Source organism: Nocardioides sp. SLBN-35 (genome assembly GCF_006715725.1).
Lineage (GTDB): Bacteria > Actinomycetota > Actinomycetes > Propionibacteriales > Nocardioidaceae > Nocardioides.
The window spans coordinates 3,786,305-3,801,722 of the sequence record NZ_VFNU01000001.1 but is presented as its reverse complement, the minus strand read 5'-3'; the positions used below and the strand labels follow the sequence as shown (position 1 = coordinate 3,801,722).

The following is a 15,418-nucleotide window of genomic DNA, read 5'->3' as shown; positions in this document are numbered from 1 at the left end:
GGCGAGGGGACAGGATGCCGCCGTGCGTACGACGACCCGCGGCTCCCGCCTGCTCGCCCTGCCCGTGCTCTGCCTGCTCCTCCCGCTGACCGCGTGCGGCGACGGCGACCACGAGGACGGCCGCGACGGGCGCTCCGACGCGGCCCCGGCCACGATGGCCGACCTGCGCTGGGACATCGACGACGCCATCGCCACCGCCGACGCCTGCGGCACCTGGGTGGTCCGCGCCGACATCGGCGAGCAGCTGCAGGTGGTCGACGTTGCGAACGACCGGGTGCTGCTGCCGAAGGTCACCCCGCCGCCGGGCTCGGACCTCGAGCCCGACGACCGCTGGCTGACCGACGGCGGCTGCGTGCCGACCCCCGACGGCCCGGTCGTTGTCGTCGAGACGCAGGACCTGTTCACCGACATCGCCGACGCGCCGCCCAAGCTGGTCGCCGGCCTCACGCCCGAGGGCGAGCAGCTGTGGGTCCGCGAGGAGCCGGGCCAGGTGCTCGGCGACTACGACGGCACCGGCTCCTTCCTGCTGGAGCGGCTCGGGCCCGAGGCCGGGCACTGGGCGGTGGTCGACGCCCGGACCGGCGCGACCGTCGCCGAGGGGGAGGGCGACCGGACCGACCCGGACGCCCGGCGTCCCGCGCTCGCGCTGGCGCGGGACCTGGTCTCGACCCTCGAGGCGACTGTCGTGCGGCTGCCCGGGTGGTCGCCGTACCTCGAGGGCATCGCGGCCGGCGTCGACGCCGACCGGGTGCTGCTGGCGGGGGCCGGCGGGCTCAGCCTGGTCCGGCTCGCGGACGCGGCGACGCTGTGGCAGCGCGGCGACGTCAGCTATGCCGCGGTGTCGGCTCAGGCGGCGGACCTGACCACCGGCATCGTGCTCGCCACCGACCGCGAGGGACACCCGGTCGGGCTCGACCTCGCGACCGGCGCGACCCGGTGGACCTCCGAGCTCGAGCGCGGCGAGGTCAACCTGGCCGACCCGCAGGTCGGATCGGGCGTCGTCGTGGTCCGCGACGGTGCGGACATCGACCGGCAGGTCGTGCTCGACGCGGCGACCGGCGAGCGGCTGCCCGAGCCCGACGGCACCCTGGTCGTCGGCCAGGAGCTGCTGCTGCTCGTCGACGACGAGGGCCGGCCCAGCAGCATCACCGGCGACGACCTACGGTGAGCGCGTGCCGCTCACCATCCCCGCCGAGCTCGACGGACGACGTCACCTCGGCCCGGAGTGGGCGGCCTGGCTGGACCGGCTCCCGGCGACCACCCGGTCCGTCCTCGACGACTGGGAGCTCACGCCCGACGGCGAGACCTGGCACGGCTTCTGCTCCCTCGTGCTTCCGGTGACGACGGCGGACGGGACTCCCGCGGCCCTCAAGGTCGGGCTGCCCGACGACGAGTCGCAGCACGAGCACCTCGCCCTCCAGCGCTGGCACGGCCGAGGCGCGGTCGAGCTGCTGCGCGCCGACCCCGGCCGGCGGGCCCTGCTGCTCGAGCGCCTCGACCGCGAGGACCTCACCGAGGCCTGGGACGTGGAGGCGTGCGAGATCGTCGCGAGCAGGTACGCCGACCTGCACGTGCCTCCGATGCCGCAGCTGCGCCCGCAGGCGTCCTACGTCCGGCGGTGGGCGGCCGCCCTCGCCCGCGACGCCGCCTCGGTGCCGATCCCGCGCCGCCTCGTCGAGCAGGCGCTGGCCCTGGCCGCCGAGCTGACCACCGAGCCCGCGACCGCGGTCATCCACGGCGACCTCCACTACGGCAACGTGCTGCGCGGTCGCCGCGACGGCGAGGAGACCTGGCTGGTCATCGACCCGAAGCCGGCCAACGGCGACCCGCACTACGAGCTCGAGCCGATGCTGCGCGACCGGTTCGAGGAGTACGCCGCGCCCTGGGCCGTCGGCTCGGTCCGCGACGGGATCCGCCGCCGCTTCCACGCCCTCGTCGACGCCGCCGGGCTCGACGAGGCCCGCGCCCGTGACTGGGTCGTGGTCCGCTCGGTGCTCAACGCCCACTGGGCCCACGAGGACGCGGTCCGTGCCGATCGGCCGCTCGACGCCGAGGAGCGCGCGCACGTGACCGCGTGCATCACGGTCGCGAAGGCGGTCCAGGACTGACGCGCACCGAGGCGACCAGGTCGTCGTACGTCGAGCGGTGCGTGCGCCACCACTGCGGTGTGCCGCCCCACTCGACCCGGGCCGCCGGGCTCTGCAGGACGACGATGCGCCAGGTGCCGGGCGGCTCGTAGTTCTCGGTCTCCTCGGTCCGCACGACGGTCCAGGTCAGCCGGTCGGCCCGCTGGCCGTCGATCCGCCCGGCGCCGCGCTCGAGCCGCACCCGGGTCACCTCGGGGTCGCGGCGCATCCGGGTGGCGAGCCGCTCGAGCGGCGGGGGAGTCGGGTCGACCGCGCCGTACTCCAGGACGGTCGGTGAGCCCTCGACGTAGATCCGGCAGTGGTCGCCCTCCCGCTCGACCCAGCCGACGTCCTTCGGCGGCGCGAAGCTCACCCGGGAGCCGTCGGGCGGGCCCCACGACGGGCACCGCCACCTGGTGCCGGTGCGCACCTCGACCGAGCGCCGCACGACGTCGAACGCGTCGAGCAGGCGCGGCTTCTCGTCCGGCACGCTCCAGGTGAGCCGCACCCCGGCGGCCTGGACGGCGATCTCCCAGAACGGCAGGCCGTCGTTGTAGACCCGCCAGGTGAGCTCCTCGGCGGGCTGCCCGCCGAGCCCGGGGACGCGGGTGCGGTAGCGGATGTCGTTGACCTCGTCGTCGCCGCCGATGTCCTCGAACGCGTCCAGCGACCTCTTGCGGAACGTCGCCAGGCTCTGCCGCGGCCCGATCTCGACGCCGACCCCGCGCACGTAGCCACGGCTGAATCCGCAGGCGCGCCCGTTCGCCTGGGCGAACTCGGTCGCGTCCGGCACGACGAGCCGCACCGTCAGCCCGGTGCCGTCGCCGCGCAGGTCGGGGCACAGCACCTCGCGGAAGCCGGCCGGCACGTCGGTGGTCTCGGCCGGGAACGGGCCCGGCGCCGCCATGGTCGCCGGCGGAGGGTCGGCCGACCGCTCCTGCGCGTCGCCGGTGCACGCGCCCAGGGCCAGGGCGAGCCCCACGCCGGAAACGAGGAGGAAGCGGCCCATGTCTCGAAGGTAGCCTCACGCCATGGCGTTCGTGCGGAGCATCAGTGTCGGCCAACCCCGGGACAGGGACTGGGCGGGGATCGGGCGAACCTCGATCGACAAGCGTCCGGTGGGTGGCCCGGTCGCGGTCCACGAGCTCGGCATCGACGGCGACTCGGTCTCCGACACGAAGCACCACGGCGGGCCCGACCAGGCGGTCTACGCCTACGCCCGCGAGGACCTGGACTTCTGGGAGGCCGAGCTCGGCATGCCCATCCGCGACGGACAGTTCGGCGAGAACCTCACCACCGAGGGCATCGACCTCAACGCGCTGCCGATCGGCACCCGGCTGCGGATCGGGACGCCCGGCATCGGCGTGCTCCTGGAGGCGGTCTACGTCCGCACCCCCTGCAACGACTTCAAGGGCTGGATGGGGGAGAGCGGCTACGACCCGCGTGCGTGGGTGAAGAGGTTCACGCTCGAGGCGCGCCCCGGGCCCTACCTGCGGGTCCTGGAGACCGGCACCATCGCTCCCGGCGACGAGATCGAGCTGGTGCACGTCCCGACGCACCAGAGGACGATCCGCGACATGTTCGTGGCCCTCAACACCGACCGCAGCCTGCTCCCCGGGCTGCTGGTGGTGGACGGACTGCTGCCCAAGGTGCGCGCGAAAGCGGAGGATTTCGTCCAGAGGACGGGTGGTTCGCTACCCCCGGCGGAGCCGGTGGCTTAGGTTACTGCCCAGTCACTGTCTCGGACGAGCACCACAGGGAGCGTCATGCCCGTCATCCACGACACCAATTTCCTCGAGCACATGCCGGCGAACTGCGCGGTGCAGTTCCTCGACCGCGTCGAGAAGAGTGCCGACCGGGAGGCCTTCCGCTTCCCGCGGGGTGAGGCGTGGGAGTCGGTGACCTGGCGCCAGGCCGGCGACCGGGTACGCCGCCTCGCGGCGGGCCTGCTCGCCCTGGGCCTGGAGCCCGAGACCCGGGTCGGCATCGCGTCCTCGACGCGCTACGAGTGGATCCTCGCCGACCTGGCCGTGATGTGCGCCGGCGGTGCCACCACGACGGTCTACCCGTCGACGGGCGGCGACGACACGGCGTACATCCTCAGCGACTCGGCCTGCCGGATCGTGTTCGCCGAGGACGAGTCCCAGCTGGCCAAGTTGCGCGACCACCGCGCCGAGCTGCCGGAGCTGACGAAGGTCGTCACCTTCGACGCCACGCTCGCCGGGGCCGCCGACGGGGACTGGGTGATCTCGCTCGACCAGCTCGCCGAGCTCGGTGACGCCCATCTCGCCGCCAACCCCGACGCGGTCGACGAGGTCGCGAAGGCGATCGGCCCCGACCAGCTCGCCACCTTGATCTACACCTCCGGCACCACCGGCAAGCCCAAGGGCGTGCGCACGCTGCACCGCGCGTGGGTCTTCGAGGGCGAGGCGATCAAGGCCCAGGACATCCTCCACGAGGACGACCTGCAGTTCCTGTGGCTGCCGATGGCCCACTCCTTCGGCAAGGTGCTGCTCTCCACGCAGCTCGCCTGCGGCTTCGCGACCGCGATCGACGGTCGTGTCGACAAGATCGTCGACAACCTGGGCATCGTGAAGCCGACCTTCATGGGCGCCGCGCCCCGCATCTTCGAGAAGGCGCACGCGCGGATCGTCACCATGCAGGCCGCCGAGGGCGGCGCCAAGGAGAAGATCTTCCTCAAGGCGTTCGAGGTCGGCCGCAAGGTCGACGCGCTGCGGCTGGCCGGCAAGTCGGTGCCGCTGCCGCTGAAGGTCCAGCACGCCCTGTTCGACAAGCTGGTCTTCAGCAAGGTCCGCGAGCGCTTCGGCGGCCGGGTGAAGTTCTTCATCTCCGGCTCGGCCGCGCTCAACGCCGACATTGCCGCCTGGTTCCACGCCGCCGGCGTCCTCATCCTCGAGGGCTACGGCATGACCGAGAACGCCGCAGGTGCCACGGTCAACCACCCCGACGCCTACAAGCTCGGGACCGTCGGCCAGCCGTTCCCCGGCACCGAGGTCCGCATCGGCGACGGCGGCGAGGTCCAGCTCAAGGGCCCGCACGTCATGGCCGGCTACCACAACCGCCCCGAGGCGACGAGCGAGGCGCTCACCGAGGACGGCTGGCTGCGCACCGGTGACAAGGGCGAGCTCGACGCCGACGGCTTCCTCAAGATCACCGGCCGGATCAAGGAGCTCTTCAAGACCTCCGGCGGCAAGTACATCGCCCCGCCCGCGATCGAGGCCAAGTTCAAGGCGATCTGCCCCTACGTCAGCCAGTTCATGGTCTTCGGTGCCGAGCGCAACTTCGTCTCCGCGCTGATCACCCTCGACCCCGACGCCATCGCCGGCTGGGCCGCCGAGAACGGCAAGGACGGCAAGGACTACACCGCCCTCGTCAACGACGACGCCGTCCAGGCGATGGTCGGGGAGTACGTCGACGAGCTCAACGCCCAGCTCAACCGCTGGGAGACGATCAAGAAGTGGAAGCTGCTCGACCACGACCTGACCATCGAGTCCGGTGAGCTCACCCCCTCGCTGAAGGTGAAGCGCAACGTCGTCGAGAACAACAACAAGGATCTCATCGCGTCCTTCTACGGCTGACGCTGCGGCTGGGGCCGAAAGCCAGTTTCACCGGCCGACCGGTGAAACTGGCGCTGGGACGAGGAAGCATCCTCGTCCCAGCGCCAGTTTTGTCGTCCAACCCTGGGAGTTTCACCGGCCGACCGGTGAAACTCCCGCTCGTCGCCGGCCAACAGCCGGCTCACAGATCTCGGACAGCATCCAGCGCCAGACTCGGGGCATGAGCCACCACACCCACGCACCCGACGAGACCGAAGAGCACGACCTCGGGCTGTCCCATGACCTGCCGAGGATCATGGCGCGCCGGGGGCTGCTCGGCCTCCTGGGCGGGGTCGGTGCCGCGGCGGCGCTGAGCGCCTGCGGCGCCGACGACACGACCGCCTCCTCCGGATCGACCGGATCCTCCGGTACGACGGGGCAGCCGCCGAACGGGGCGCCTCCCGGCGGCATGGGCGGCGACAGCAGCGTCGAGGTCGCCGAGGGCGAGATCCCGGAGGAGACGGCCGGCCCGTACCCGGGTGACGGCAGCAACGGCCCCGACGTGCTGAGCGAGTCGGGCGTCGTACGCAGCGACCTCACCTCCAGCTTCGGCACCGCGTCCGGCGTGGCCGAGGGCATCCCGACCACCGTGAGGCTGAAGGTCTACGACCTCGACGGCGACGAGGTCACCCCGTTGGCCGGCGCCGCGATCTACCTGTGGCACTGCGACCGCGAGGGTCGCTACTCGATGTACGACGACGAGATCGCCGACGAGAACTACCTGCGTGGCGTCCAGGAGGCCGACGAGGAAGGCAACCTGAGCTTCACCACCATCTTCCCGGCCTGCTACTCGGGGCGCTGGCCGCACATGCACTTCGAGGTCTACGAGAGCCTCGATGCCGCGACCGACGTCGCCAACAAGCTGCGCACCTCGCAGCTCGCCCTGCCCGAGGACGTCTGCAACGACGTGTACGCGACCGAGGGCTACGAGCAGAGCGTGAAGAACCTCTCCCGACTGAGCCTGGACACCGACGGGATCTTCAGCGACGGGTACTCGCTCCAGCTCGCCAAGGTCACCGGATCGGTCGACGAGGGCTACACCGTCAGCCTCAACATCCCCGTCTGAGAAACTGGGCCGGTGCCGTCTGCGCTTCCCGAAGGTGATCCCGTCCCGACCGACGGGTCCCTCCCGCCCGAGGCGCTGGCCGAGGCCGGCACCCGCCCGTTCGGGTTCTACGTGCACGTCCCGTTCTGCCGGGTGCGCTGCGGCTACTGCGACTTCAACACCTACACCGCCGAGGAGCTCGGTCCCGGCGTCTCCCGGGCGTCGTACGCCGACCAGGCGGTCGCCGAGGTCCGGCTGGCGCGCCGCGTGCTGGGCGAGCGCGACCTCCCGGTGGACACCGTCTTCCTCGGGGGCGGCACGCCCACGCTGCTGCCGCCCGAGGACCTGGGCCGGGTCCTGCGGGCGATCGACGACGAGTTCGGGCTGGCACCCGACGCGGAGGTGACGACCGAGGCCAACCCCGACTCGGTCGACCTGTCCTACCTCGAGCGGCTGCGGGAGGCCGGCTACACGCGGGTCTCGTTCGGCGTGCAGTCCGCAGTGCCGCACGTGCTGGCGGTGCTCGACCGCACCCACGACCCGCTGCGGGTGCCCGGCGTCGTCGAGGCGGCACGCACCGCGGGCTTCGACCAGGTGAGCCTGGACCTGATCTACGGGACGCCGGGGGAGAGCAACGACGACTGGGAGGAGACGCTGGAGGCGGCGCTCGCGTGCGTGCCGGACCACGTGTCGGCGTACTCCCTCATCGTCGAGGACGGCACCGCCCTGGCCCGCCGGGTGCGCCGCGGTGAGCTGCCGATGCCGGACGACGACGACCTCGCGGACAAGTACGTGCAGGCCGACGAGCGGCTGGTCGGCGCCGGACTGGGCTGGTACGAGGTGTCCAACTGGGCGCGCGAGGACGCCGCCCGGTGCCGCCACAACCTGGGCTACTGGGCGGGCGCGGACTGGTGGGGGATCGGTCCCGGCGCGCACTCCCACGTCGGCGGGGTCCGCTGGTGGAACGTCAAGCATCCGGCGGCGTACGCCGGGCGGCTGGCTGAGGGCGTCACCCCGGCGCACGCGCGGGAGGTCCTCGGCGCCGAGACGCGGCGCGTGGAGCGGGTGCTGCTGGAGGTCCGGCTGCGCTCCGGGCTGCCGGTCGACGTCCTCGACGACGACGAACGGGCCGCGCTGCCGGGCCTGGTCGCCGACGGCCTGGTCGAGGACCGGGCCGACCGGGTGGTGCTCACGCTGCGCGGGCGCCTGCTCGCGGACGGGGTCGTGCACCGTCTCCTCGCGTGAACAACTATTAAATCTAGTGTTACACTCGACTTTATGGAGAAGTCGGGTGACATCGTCGGCCCTGTGATCGGGTACGTCCCGGGGGCCTTCGACCTGTTCCACGTCGGGCACCTCAACGCGCTGCGCCAGGCCCGGCAGTGGTGCGACGTACTGGTCGCCGGGGTCGTCGCCGACGAGGTGTGCGTCGCGACGAAGGGCGTGCTCCCGACCGTGCCGCTCGCCGAGCGGCTCGAGATCGTCGAGGCCATCGGCATCGTCGACGCCGTCTACGCCGAGAACACCCCTGACAAGACGGACTCCTGGCGGGACGTGGGCTTCCACCGGATCTTCAAGGGCGACGACTGGCAGGGCACGGTGAAGGGCCGCCGGCTCGAGGAGCGGATGGCCGCGCTCGGTGTCGAGGTCACCTACTTCCCCTACACGCTGCAGACCTCGTCCACCGCGCTGCGCAAGGCGCTCGCCCACCGGGGAGCCTCGTCGGCATGACGGTGGCTGTCTCCGACGACGGCCTGCTGGTCCCGCCCGGGGGCGAGCCGTTGGTCGTGGAGATCGACGGGCACTACGTCTGGTCGCTGACCCCGCTGCGCGACGGCCGGCCCACCACCGGGGGAGTCCTGGTGCCCTGGCCCGGGGCGCTCCGACCGCACCTCAGTGGTCGCGGCCGGGTCCGGGTGACCGACGCCGCCGGTGCCGCGGTGCTGTACGACGACGAGGTCGGCCTCGGGTCCGGCGAGGGCACCCTCGCCGTGGTCGACCCGGCCGGCCACCGCCTCAGCGTCGACAAGGTCGGCCACCTGGCCCGCTCGTTCGCCGCCACCGACGAGGCGGTCCGCGACGAGATCCTCGCCGGCACCCGGCGCGCGATCGACGACCTGCGCGAGCACGCCGGCGTGGCGGCGTACCTCAACTACGGAGCGCTCCTCGGTGCCGTGCGCGAGGGCCGGATGCTCGCGCACGACTCGGACACCGACCTGTGCTACCTCTCCGAGCACAGCTCGCCGGCCGACATCGTGCTCGAGTCGTACCGGATCACCCGCGCCATGCGGGACCGTGGCTGGCGGGTGCTGCGGATGTCCGGCGGCGACGTGAAGTTGCTGCTGCCGCTGTCCGACGGCCGGGTCTGCCACATCGACGTGTTCTCGGCGTTCCACGTCGGCGGGACCTTCTACCAGCTCGGCAACCGCAGCGGGCGCCTACGGCGGGAGGCGATCGTGCCGTTCTCGACGATCACGCTGCACGGGCACGCGTTCCCGGCCCCGCGCGACCCGGAGGCGATGCTCGCCTTCCTCTACGGCCCGCACTGGCGCACCCCCGACCCGTCCTTCAAGTACGCCGACCCGCCGGCCGGCGTACGACGACTCGACGGGTGGCTGCGCGGCTTCCGCACCGAGATGGGCCGCTGGACCGAGCTGCACAACGGTCCGCGCCGGGCGGCGGTGCCGCGGTCGCCGTCCGCCTTCGCGCAGTGGGTGGAGCCGCAGCTGGGCGCCCTGCCCGTCGCCGACCTCGGCGCCGGCACCGGCCGCGACGCGATCTGGTTCGCCTCCTCCGGGCGCCGGGTGGCGGCCCTGGACTTCTCACGCGGCGCCCTGGCAGTCGCACGCCGCCGGGCCCGCCGCCGCGGCGTCGAGGTGGAGGTCGACCAGCTGATCCTCGGCGAGCTCCGCTCGACCCTGCTGCACGGCGCCCGCCTGGCCCGCGACCCGCACCACCTGCACGCCCGCCACCTCGTCGGCTGCCTCGACCCCGCCGCCCTCGACCACCTCTGGCTGCTCGCGCGGATGGCCCTGCGTCCCGGTGGCGGGCGGCTGTTCCTCGAGTTCGCCGCGGGCTCGGCGAGTGAGAGCGACGGCCTGGTCCGGCGTACGCCGGTCGAGGTGGTGCGCCGCGGCATCGAGGCCTCGGGCGGCGTCGTCGAGCGCCTCACCACCGGCCCCGGCGAGGACATGTTCGACCTGCCCGACCCGGCCGTGTGCCGGATCCGCGCCGCCTGGACCACGAAGGAGTCCCGATGACCGCCACCGACCTCGCCCGCCGCGCCCGCCAGGCCCGCCACCGACTCCGTGAGCGCGCCGGCCTGCGCGAGCGGGTCCGCGTCCTCGAGGCGGAGGTGCAGGAGAGCCGTCAGCTCAACCGGCGCATCGCCGAGCTCACCGATGTCGTCACCGAGCTGCTCATCCCGCTGGAGTCGCGGGACCAGGGTCGTGTCGACGACGTGCTGGCGAGGTTCCGCGCGGGGCTGTAGCCAGCGCAGGCGCCCGAAGTGGTTTCCGTCGCGCCGCCCGCCGTTTCTGGACGGAGGAGCGAGCGAGGAACGAGCGAGCGGGGGAGGAAGAAACGGCGTTGGCAGGCGGCGCGACATGCGCGAGCGGAGCGAGCGCCAAAATCATGCCGTGACGAAGTCGATCAGCTCCTCGACCCGCCCCAGCAGCGTCGGGTCCAGGTCCTGGAACCCGCGCACCCCACCGAGGATGTGCTTCCACGCCCGGGCGATGTCGGCCTGGTCGCGGTGCGGCCAGCCGAGCTGCTGGCAGGTGCCCTTCTTCCAGTCGATCCCCTTGGGCACCTTCGGCCACTCCGCGAAGCCCAGCCGCGACGGCTTGACCGCCTGCCAGATGTCGATGAACGGGTGCCCGACGATCAGCACGTCCTTGCCGACCAGCGACTTCATGATGTTCTGCGCGATCCGGCTCTCCTTGGAACCCGCGACCAGGTGGTCGACGAGCACGCCGACGCGCCGGTTGGGGCCGGGCTTGAAGTCGCGCAGGTGGTCGGCGAGGTCGTCGACCCCGCCGAGGTACTCCACGACCACGCCCTCGATCCGCAGGTCGTCGCCCCACACCTTCTCGACCAGCTCGGCGTCGTGCCGGCCCTCGACGAAGATCCGGCTGGCTCGCGCCACCCGCGCCTTGGCGTCGTGCACCGCGATCGACCCGCTCGCCGTCCGCGTCGGCTTCGCCGGTCCGGCCTTCGTGATCGGCGCGGTGAGGATGACGGGCCTGCCCTCGAGCAGGAAGCCGGTGCCGAGCGGGAAGGTGCGACGCTTCCCGTGCCGGTCCTCGAGTGTCACGGTGTCGATGTCGCGGTCGACGGCGACGATCTCGCCGCACCAGTCGGTGGTGACCTCCTCGACCACGAGACCGGGATCTGCCGGCGTCTCCACGGCCCGGCCCCGCTTGGGGGCCTTCCAGTCACCTGACAGCACGTCGGTCCCGTAGCGATCCACGACGGACCACCCTACGGATCGGACCCTCCGGTCAGGGACTCTGACACACCGCGCACCTGACGAATGGGTTGTGAATTGGCCGGGATCGCGACCCATTCGTCAGGTGCGACGCGAGAACTCAGGCCAGGCTCGCCGGCTCCCTCACCGCGCTGACGAGCGTCTTGAGAGGCACGGCGGTGTCGACCGCGGCATCCGGGTCGATCGTGCACCCGCGGGCGAGCGCATCCTTCACGGCGTTGAAGTCGCGCGGGTTGCCCGCCACGTCGGCGGCGACCAGGCGGCCTGCGCGGTAGTAGAGGACGGTCAGCCGGCCGTCCTGGCCGTCGCCGCGGACGACCTGGGTGTCGTGACCGTCGGAGATGCCCGCCAGCTGCAGCTTGAGCTCACCCTGGTTCGACCAGAACCAGGGCACACCGCGGGGTCCCGGATCCAGCCCGAGGAGGACGGCGGCCGCGGCGCTCGCCTGCTCGACGGCGTTGTTGACCGACTCGACGCCGAGCAGGCGGCCCGGATCGTGAGGGTGCGGCTGGACGGTGCAGTCGCCGACGGCGACGACCCGGGGATGGCTGGTGCGGCCCGAGGGGTCGGTGACGATGCCGTGCTCGACCCGGAGGCCCAGTGCGTTCGCGAGGTCCGTGACGGGCGCCGCACCGACACCGGCCACGACCAGGTCGGCGGGCAGCAGGTGCCCGTCGCCCAGGACCACACCGCCCACCCGGCCGGAACCGGCCAGCGCCGCGACGGTCCGGCTGGTCAGCACGGTCGTGCCCTGCGCCTCGTGCCACGCCCGGACGTGCGCGGAGAAGGGGGCCGCGGCGACCCGCGCCAGCAGGCGGTCAGCGGCCTCGACGACGGTCACCCGCTTCCCCTGGGCACGGGCCGTCGCGGCCACCTCGAGCCCGACGAAGCCCCCGCCGACCACGACGACGTCGGAGGCGTCCGCCAGGCCGGCTCGGAGCCGCTCGGCGTCCGCGACGCTGCGGAGGCCGAGGACGCCGGACAGGTCGGCGCCCGGGACCGGCAGCCGGCGTGCGCTCGCGCCGGTGGCGAGGGCGAGGCCGTCGAACGCGAGCGTGGTGCCGTCGTCCAGGCGGAGCTCGCCGCCGGAGTCACCGACGGAGGCCTCGACCACCGAGCGGCCGAGGACGAGGTCGATCCGCTGCTCGCCCAGGTACGACGCGTCGCGCAGCTCGAGCTCCTCGACGGGCACGGTGCCGGCGAGGAAGCCCTTGGACAGCGGCGGGCGCTGGTACGGGAGCTCCGGCTCGGCGCCCACGAGCACCACCCTGCCGTCGTACCCGAGCGCCCGCAGGCCGAGTGCGACCTGCAGTCCTGCCTGACCCGCGCCGACCACGGCGATGCACCCGGTCACTGCTGCTCCTTGGCGATCGTCACGCGCAGGCCGTCGAGCGCATCGGTCATCGTGATCTGGCACGACAGCCTGCTCAGCTCGGTCGGCGGGGTCACCGCGTCCTCGAGCATCTCCTCCTCGAAGTCCGTCGCGCGACCCGTGAGGTCGATCTGGTCGACGTCGACGAACACGTGGCACGTGGCGCAGGAGAGGCCGCCGCCGCACTCGCCGACGATCCCGGGGACGCCGAGCTTGACGGCGGTCTCCATGACGGACGCGCCGGGGCGCGCCTCGACCGTACGACGGCTCCCGTCCGGGCAGGTGAACTCGATGGTGGGCATGACGGCTCCTCGTCCTCGTCGAAGCGGGTCAGAACAGGTCGAAGTACTCGCGGTGCTCCCAGTCGGTCACCCCGTTGACGTAGGTGGACTCGTCGGGGTTGGCCTCCACCCAGGCCCGGTGTCGGTCGACCTCGCTGCGCTTCATCGTGACCAGGTAGTCGATGAAGCCGTCGCCGAACGACTTGCGGTAGAAGGCGTCGTCCTCCAGGGCGTCGACCGCCTCGGCGAGCGAGGTGGGCAGCTGCGGGACGTCGGCGGCGTACGGGTCCGTGCTGATCGGGCCGGGCTCGATCCGGTTGACGATGCCGTCGAGGCCGGCGGCGGCCTGGGCGGCGATGTAGAGGTACGGGTTCGCCGCCGAGTCGCCCACGCGGTTCTCGACGTGCGAGGCGGCGTCACCGGGTGCGCTGATGACGCGCATCATCGCCGCCCGGTTGTCCTGGCCCCAGGTCAGGCGGTCGGGCGCGAGCGAGTACGGACGACGCCGGCGGTAGCCGTTGACCGTGGGTGTCGTGAACACGGAGGCGGCGACGCCGTGGGCGAGCGTCCCGCCGACGTAGTGGCGACCGAGCTCGGAGAGCGACTCGCCCTCGCCCGGGACCATCAGGTTGCGGCCCTCGGCGTCGACGATCGAGGTGTGCAGGTGCCAGCCGTTGGCGTAGAACCCGGCGATGGCGGGCGTGCACATGAACGACGCGTGGTGGCCGTGGCGTTTGGCGACCTGCTTGGCGGTGGTCCGGAACAGGGCGGCGGAGTCGGCCGCGGCGAGTCCTTCGAGGATGTCGAAGGTGGTCTCGACCTGGCTCGGTGCCCACTCGTCGTCGAACGAGCGCAGGGGGAGGCCCATGGCGAGGAGCGAGTCGCGGATCGGCGCCAGGATCGGGTCGATCTCGTCGAGGTGCTCCAGCAGCAGGTAGTTGTAGCCCCGGGCCACCGGCGCGACCGCCGGCGGGTCGGCCGGCGTGCCGGGAGAACCGAGCGAGACCCCGGCCAGGTTCTCCTCGAGGAGCCTGGTCAGGTACCACTCCATCTCGACGCCGGCGATGAGGGTCAGCCCGGCCCCGGCCATCTCGGCGAGAGCCTGCTTGAGGATCGTGCGCGGCGCCAGCGGCAGCGGCCGTCCGTCGACCATGTAGAGGTCGCAGAAGACGAGCGCGGTCTTCTCGATCCAGGGCAGCACGGTGAAGGTGCCCGGGTCCGGGACCATCTTCACGTTCGGGCTGCCGCCGAGGCCGTCGATGGTGAAACCGCCGTCGGGGGTGAACGGGTTGAACACGATCGCGTTGGCCGGGTCGAAGAAGAACGGCGCCATCGTGATCTCGTTCCCCGCGGCCAACGCGGCACGGTAGGCGTCGGCCGTGAGCGCCTTGCCGCGCAGCAGGCCGTGCTGGTCGGGCCAGACCAGGCGCACGATCTCGACGCCCTGCTGCTCGATGGTCTTCAGGGACTGCTCGGCAGCGGCCGCCTGGTCCGGGGTGTAGAGGCCGTGCTTGTCGATGAACTTCGCGGACATGGGTCCTCCTGTGAGGGTGGGTAGGTCAGACGGCTGCCGGGAGACCGGCGAGCCAGGTATCGATGAGGCGCTCGCCCGGGGTCGGCGACGGCGGACCCGCCGCGACCTCGGCCCGCAGCGCGGGGACGTCGACGCCGAAGCGGGTGAGCTTCTCCTCCTCGGCGTCCAGGACGGCGTAGAAGCCGGCGCTGTCGAGCTCGGGGTGGAACTGCACGGCCAGCGCGGAGCCGTAGCTCCAGGCCTGCAGGTACCGGTCGGTCCGGGCGAGTACGGCGGCTCCCGGCGGCGGTTCCATGGAGTCCGAGTGGAAGGAGAGGTAGCGACCGGACGGTGGCTGCTCGGCCGTGGACGCCACGTCGATGTAGCCGAACTCGAGGCCGCTGGCCCCGGGGAAGGCCCGGCCGCCAGTGGCGACGGCGAGCAGCTGGGAGCCGAGGCAGATGGCGAGCAGGGGAGTCTCCCGCTGGACGGCAGCGGAGAGCGCCTCGATCTCGGGCCGTAGCAGCTCCCGGTCGGCGTACGCGCTCTGCGCTCCGCCGAGCACCACCCAGGCCTCGTGAGCGTCGGGGTCGGGGAGCTCGCCGCGGTAGGCGGCATGGATCACGAGCTCACGACCGGCCGCCTGGGCCTGCTTGCACAGGACGCCGATCGACGGGTCGGGGACGTGGCTCAGGACAGCGATGCTCATGGTTGGGGCCTCGGCTCGATCGGGGTGCGCCACGGCGCCCAGTGGTCGATGGCGGCGAGCGCGGCGAGCAGCTCCTCCATCCGGTGCCGGTCGACGGCGACCCAGTCGCCGTCGGGGTACACCTGGTAGGGCGTGAAGTCCCACGGTGCGAGGTGCCGCGCGGTCTGGACGAGCGGCTGGACCGAGGCCAGCTCGCGTTCCAACCGGCTCACCCGGGCACGCGACAGCGCCAGCTCGCGTTCGAGGCGGGGCAGGTCGTCCGCCAT

The 15,418-nt window shown here is 72.5% G+C and carries 16 protein-coding genes; 9 read left to right on the top strand and 7 right to left on the bottom strand.

The genetic code is table 11. The features are described 5' to 3' along the window. The first annotated feature begins 22 nt into the window (after positions 1-22). Entirely contained in the window at positions 23-1,168 is a 1,146-nt protein-coding gene (locus tag FBY23_RS18355; RefSeq protein WP_141799461.1) for a PQQ-binding-like beta-propeller repeat protein, read from the top strand. 4 nt (positions 1,169-1,172) lie between these two features. After that, complete coding sequence (locus FBY23_RS18350) at positions 1,173-2,108, top strand: aminoglycoside phosphotransferase family protein (RefSeq protein ID WP_141799460.1); 936 nt, start codon at positions 1,173-1,175, stop codon at positions 2,106-2,108. Here the strand turns inward: FBY23_RS18350 and FBY23_RS18345 are convergent. After that, positions 2,080-3,135, bottom strand: coding sequence for a hypothetical protein (locus tag FBY23_RS18345; RefSeq protein WP_141799459.1), 1,056 nt, complete (start codon positions 3,133-3,135; stop codon positions 2,080-2,082). The genes FBY23_RS18350 and FBY23_RS18345 overlap by 29 nt on opposite strands. 22 nt (positions 3,136-3,157) lie before the next feature. On the opposite strand from FBY23_RS18345, the gene FBY23_RS18340 reads away from it, so the two are divergent. The 7 genes from FBY23_RS18340 (at position 3,158) to FBY23_RS18310 (ending at position 10,278) form a co-directional block, all read left to right on the top strand. Next, the gene (locus FBY23_RS18340) at positions 3,158-3,847 is read left to right on the top strand and encodes an MOSC domain-containing protein (protein ID WP_141799458.1); all 690 of its coding nucleotides are present in this window, start codon (positions 3,158-3,160) and stop codon (positions 3,845-3,847) included. Between the two features lie 45 nt (positions 3,848-3,892). After that, on the top strand, positions 3,893-5,725 hold the full coding sequence (locus tag FBY23_RS18335; protein WP_141799457.1) for a long-chain fatty acid--CoA ligase: 1,833 nt from the start codon (positions 3,893-3,895) through the stop codon (positions 5,723-5,725). A gap of 199 nt (positions 5,726-5,924) precedes the next feature. Then, the gene (locus FBY23_RS18330; RefSeq protein WP_141799456.1) at positions 5,925-6,809 is read left to right on the top strand and encodes a hypothetical protein; all 885 of its coding nucleotides are present in this window, start codon (positions 5,925-5,927) and stop codon (positions 6,807-6,809) included. 12 nt (positions 6,810-6,821) lie between these two features. Continuing rightward, a complete protein-coding gene (hemW, locus tag FBY23_RS18325) occupies positions 6,822-8,033 on the top strand; it encodes a radical SAM family heme chaperone HemW (RefSeq protein ID WP_141799455.1) in 1,212 nt (403 codons plus the stop codon). Between the two features lie 33 nt (positions 8,034-8,066). Continuing rightward, positions 8,067-8,519: an adenylyltransferase/cytidyltransferase family protein gene (locus FBY23_RS18320; protein ID WP_141799454.1), complete on the top strand. Its 453-nt coding sequence runs from the start codon at positions 8,067-8,069 to the stop codon at positions 8,517-8,519. Then, the gene (locus FBY23_RS18315) at positions 8,516-10,048 is read left to right on the top strand and encodes a methyltransferase domain-containing protein (protein WP_141799453.1); all 1,533 of its coding nucleotides are present in this window, start codon (positions 8,516-8,518) and stop codon (positions 10,046-10,048) included. Before FBY23_RS18320 ends, FBY23_RS18315 begins: the two co-directional genes overlap by 4 nt. Beyond that, positions 10,045-10,278, top strand: coding sequence for a DUF6752 domain-containing protein (locus FBY23_RS18310; protein ID WP_141799452.1), 234 nt, complete (start codon positions 10,045-10,047; stop codon positions 10,276-10,278). Before FBY23_RS18315 ends, FBY23_RS18310 begins: the two co-directional genes overlap by 4 nt. Before the next feature lie 141 nt (positions 10,279-10,419). Here the strand turns inward: FBY23_RS18310 and FBY23_RS18305 are convergent, their stop codons facing one another. The 6 genes from FBY23_RS18305 to FBY23_RS18280 all read right to left on the bottom strand — a co-directional run bounded on the left by FBY23_RS18305 (position 10,420) and on the right by FBY23_RS18280 (position 15,418). Beyond that, the gene (locus FBY23_RS18305) at positions 10,420-11,259 is read right to left on the bottom strand and encodes a DUF3097 domain-containing protein (protein WP_260806079.1); all 840 of its coding nucleotides are present in this window, start codon (positions 11,257-11,259) and stop codon (positions 10,420-10,422) included. Between the two features lie 118 nt (positions 11,260-11,377). Continuing rightward, positions 11,378-12,631: an NAD(P)/FAD-dependent oxidoreductase gene (locus FBY23_RS18300; RefSeq protein ID WP_141799450.1), complete on the bottom strand. Its 1,254-nt coding sequence runs from the start codon at positions 12,629-12,631 to the stop codon at positions 11,378-11,380. After that, positions 12,628-12,951: a 2Fe-2S iron-sulfur cluster-binding protein gene (locus FBY23_RS18295; RefSeq protein ID WP_141799449.1), complete on the bottom strand. Its 324-nt coding sequence runs from the start codon at positions 12,949-12,951 to the stop codon at positions 12,628-12,630. Before FBY23_RS18295 ends, FBY23_RS18300 begins: the two co-directional genes overlap by 4 nt. Positions 12,952-12,979: 28 nt before the next feature. Beyond that, positions 12,980-14,464 carry a glutamine synthetase family protein gene (locus FBY23_RS18290; RefSeq protein WP_141799448.1) on the bottom strand — a complete coding sequence of 495 codons (1,485 nt, stop codon included), beginning with the start codon at positions 14,462-14,464 and terminating at the stop codon, positions 12,980-12,982. Between the two features lie 25 nt (positions 14,465-14,489). Then, a complete protein-coding gene (locus tag FBY23_RS18285) occupies positions 14,490-15,152 on the bottom strand; it encodes a type 1 glutamine amidotransferase (RefSeq protein ID WP_141799447.1) in 663 nt (220 codons plus the stop codon). Further along, on the bottom strand, positions 15,149-15,418 hold the full coding sequence (locus FBY23_RS18280) for a hypothetical protein (RefSeq protein WP_141799446.1): 270 nt from the start codon (positions 15,416-15,418) through the stop codon (positions 15,149-15,151). Before FBY23_RS18280 ends, FBY23_RS18285 begins: the two co-directional genes overlap by 4 nt.

What these genes read in the sequence shown, in the direction of transcription:
- FBY23_RS18345 (WP_141799459.1), bottom strand. Translation starts at nt 3,135, where the DNA reads ATGGGCCGCTTCCTCCTCGTTTCCGGCGTGGGGCTCGCCCTGGCCCTG.
- FBY23_RS18340 (WP_141799458.1), top strand. Translation starts at nt 3,158, where the DNA reads ATGGCGTTCGTGCGGAGCATCAGTGTCGGCCAACCCCGGGACAGGGAC.
- FBY23_RS18335 (WP_141799457.1), top strand. Translation starts at nt 3,893, where the DNA reads ATGCCCGTCATCCACGACACCAATTTCCTCGAGCACATGCCGGCGAAC.
- FBY23_RS18330 (WP_141799456.1), top strand. Translation starts at nt 5,925, where the DNA reads ATGAGCCACCACACCCACGCACCCGACGAGACCGAAGAGCACGACCTC.
- FBY23_RS18320 (WP_141799454.1), top strand. Translation starts at nt 8,067, where the DNA reads ATGGAGAAGTCGGGTGACATCGTCGGCCCTGTGATCGGGTACGTCCCG.
- FBY23_RS18315 (WP_141799453.1), top strand. Translation starts at nt 8,516, where the DNA reads ATGACGGTGGCTGTCTCCGACGACGGCCTGCTGGTCCCGCCCGGGGGC.
- FBY23_RS18310 (WP_141799452.1), top strand. Translation starts at nt 10,045, where the DNA reads ATGACCGCCACCGACCTCGCCCGCCGCGCCCGCCAGGCCCGCCACCGA.
- FBY23_RS18295 (WP_141799449.1), bottom strand. Translation starts at nt 12,951, where the DNA reads ATGCCCACCATCGAGTTCACCTGCCCGGACGGGAGCCGTCGTACGGTC.
- FBY23_RS18290 (WP_141799448.1), bottom strand. Translation starts at nt 14,464, where the DNA reads ATGTCCGCGAAGTTCATCGACAAGCACGGCCTCTACACCCCGGACCAG.
- FBY23_RS18285 (WP_141799447.1), bottom strand. Translation starts at nt 15,152, where the DNA reads ATGAGCATCGCTGTCCTGAGCCACGTCCCCGACCCGTCGATCGGCGTC.
- FBY23_RS18280 (WP_141799446.1), bottom strand. Translation starts at nt 15,418, where the DNA reads ATGGCGGACGACCTGCCCCGCCTCGAACGCGAGCTGGCGCTGTCGCGT.